The sequence below is a fragment of the Actinocorallia lasiicapitis genome (assembly GCF_054778695.1).
This window is the reverse complement of record NZ_BAAGZI010000602.1, coordinates 1-2,337: the sequence shown is the minus strand read 5'-3', so window position 1 is coordinate 2,337 and position 2,337 is coordinate 1. Positions and strand designations below refer to the sequence as shown.

The window sequence follows — 2,337 nt, the reverse complement described above, 5'->3', positions numbered from 1 at the left end:
AGGGCGACGCCGCCGCCGGTCTCCTCGGCGATCTGCGCGACGATCGACAGGCCGAGCCCGGAACCCGGCAGGCTGCGGGCCGACGGCGACCGCCAGAACCGTTCGAACACGTACGGCAGTTCGTCGGCGGGGATGCCGGGGCCCTGGTCGCGCACCGTCAGCACGCCCCGCTCCAGCCGGATCTCGACGGTGCCGTCGGCGGGGCTGAACTTCACGGCGTTGTCGAGGAGGTTCACGACGGCGCGTTCCAGGGTGTCGGCGTCGCCGCGCACGTACCAGGGGTCGAGCCAGGCGGTCACGGTGAGGCCGGGGCCGCGCAGCCGCGCCCGTTCGACGGCGCGCCGCGCGACCTCGTGCAGCGGCACCTCGGTGATCTCGCGTTTCTTCGCGGCGGGGCTGCCGAGCTGGAGCAGGTCGCCGATCAGCGTGGTCAGCTCGCGCATCTGGAGCTTGACGCTGGTCAGCAGCCGCGCCTTGACGTCGGGCGCCAGCTCCCGGCCGGTCGCCTCGCTCTTCATCAGCAGCTCGATATTGGTCTTCATGCTGGTCAGCGGGGTGCGCAGCTCGTGGCCCGCGTCCGCGATCAGGTTCCGCTGGCGTTCCTGTGATGCGGCCAGCGCCGCCGTCATCGTGTTGAACGACCGGCCGAGCCTGGCGATCTCGTCGGTGCCCTCTTCGGGGATCCGCACCGACAGATCCTCGGTCCTGGCGATGGCCTCGACGGCCTCGGTCAACGCGTCGACCGGTTTGAGGGCGGCGCGGGAGATGACCAGTCCGGCGAAGGCCGCGCCCAGGACGCCCAGCGCCGAGACGGCCAGGAGGACCGCGCCGAGCCTGCCCAGCGGCGTGGTCACCTGGTCGAGCGGGATGCCCGTCATCAGGGTGAGCTCCTGGCCGCCGAGGTAGACCCGCTGGGTGAGGACCCGCAGGTCGGTCCTGGTGCCGTTGACGCCGGTGCCGGTACCGCTGTGCAGCGCACTGGCGCGGGTGCCCTCCGCCACGGCACGGTCCTGGCCGGTGACGGTGATGGTCCCCTGGTCGCGGACGGCGCAGTAGCCGCCGTCGGGGAGCAGGACCTGCATGAACTGGTCGTCGGGCCGCCCGTCCGACGACATCCGCGCCTGCTCGGAGCAGAATCGGACCGAGGCGGCGAGCGGGCCTTCCATCCAACGAAGCAGCGCGCCGGGGCGCGGATCGCCCGGCGGGCCGTGCATGACGCCGGACTTCACCTGGACCTGCTTGTCGAGCTGGGCGTAGAGCTGGTCGCGGACCAGGAACCAGGAGGCGACCGAGCAGGCCGCGACAGCCACGGCGACGGCGATCGCGGTCAGCAGGGCGAGCCGGCCGCGGAGCGGGAGCCGCCTCACGGCGTGCCGCGCAGGGCGTAGCCGACCCCTCGGACGGTGTGGACCAGGCGCGGCATCCCGTCGATCTCGGTCTTGCGGCGCAGGTACATGACGTACACGTCGAGGGAGTTGGAGGCGGGTTCGAAGTCGAAGCCCCACACCGTCTCGAGGATCTGTTCGCGGGTGAGGACCTGGCGCGGGTGGTGGAGGAACATCTCCAGGAGCATGTACTCGGTGCGGGTCAGTTCGAGGCGGCGGCCGTCGCGGGTGACGTCGCGGGTGAGGGTGTTCATCCGGATCCCGGCGAACTCCAGGACCTCCTCCTGGCCGCCGCCGGTCCGCGCGGACAGCGAGCTGCGGCGGAGCAGGGCGCGGATCCGGGCGAGGAGCTCGTCCAGCTCGAACGGCTTGACCAGGTAGTCGTCGGCTCCGGCGTCCAGTCCGGTGACCCTGTCGCCGACCATGTCGCGGGCCGTCAGCATCAGGACGGGCGTGTGGTCGCCCTGGGTACGGAGCCTGCGGCAGGCCGTCAGCCCGTCCATCCGGGGCATGAGCACGTCGAGGACGATCAGGTCGGGCCTGGCCTTCTCGGCCATCCGCAGGGCGTCGACGCCGTCGCCGGCCTCGCTGACCTGGTGGCCTTCGAACTCGAGGCTGGACACCAGGGCCTCCCGCACGGCGGGCTCGTCGTCGACGACGAGGATGTGGGCGCGGGGCTCGTCCGGTGTGCTCATGGCTTTCAAGGTAGTCAGCTCTCCCGCAGGTCACGCCGTCCGGGCCGGTTTCTCACCCGGCTTTCACGGTCTTCTCAGCGAGGGTCCCGACGCCGAGGCCCGCGACGATCAGCAGGCAGGCCAGCGGGACGACGTCGCCCAGCCGCGCGTAGAGGGTCCGGTGGGCCGCGGCCGGCAGGGCGAGCTCGACGATCAGCGCGCCGGAGCGGTCGGTGTCGAGCCAGGCGAGGCGGCGGCCCCTGGCGTCGAAGGCGGCC

General features: G+C 72.2%; 3 protein-coding genes. All 3 read right to left on the bottom strand.

Annotated features, from left to right (window positions below; translation table 11 throughout):
* A partial coding sequence (locus ACYVE7_RS32770; RefSeq protein ID WP_460370300.1) for a sensor histidine kinase occupies positions 1–1,367 on the bottom strand: 1,367 nt, incomplete at its 3' end.
* On the bottom strand, positions 1,364–2,080 hold the full coding sequence (locus ACYVE7_RS32765; RefSeq protein WP_460370299.1) for a response regulator transcription factor: 717 nt from the start codon (positions 2,078–2,080) through the stop codon (positions 1,364–1,366). The genes ACYVE7_RS32765 and ACYVE7_RS32770, both read right to left, overlap by 4 nt.
* A 52-nt stretch (positions 2,081–2,132) precedes the next feature.
* Positions 2,133–2,337: hypothetical protein (locus ACYVE7_RS32760; RefSeq protein ID WP_460370297.1), on the bottom strand; the 205-nt coding region annotated here is incomplete at its 5' end.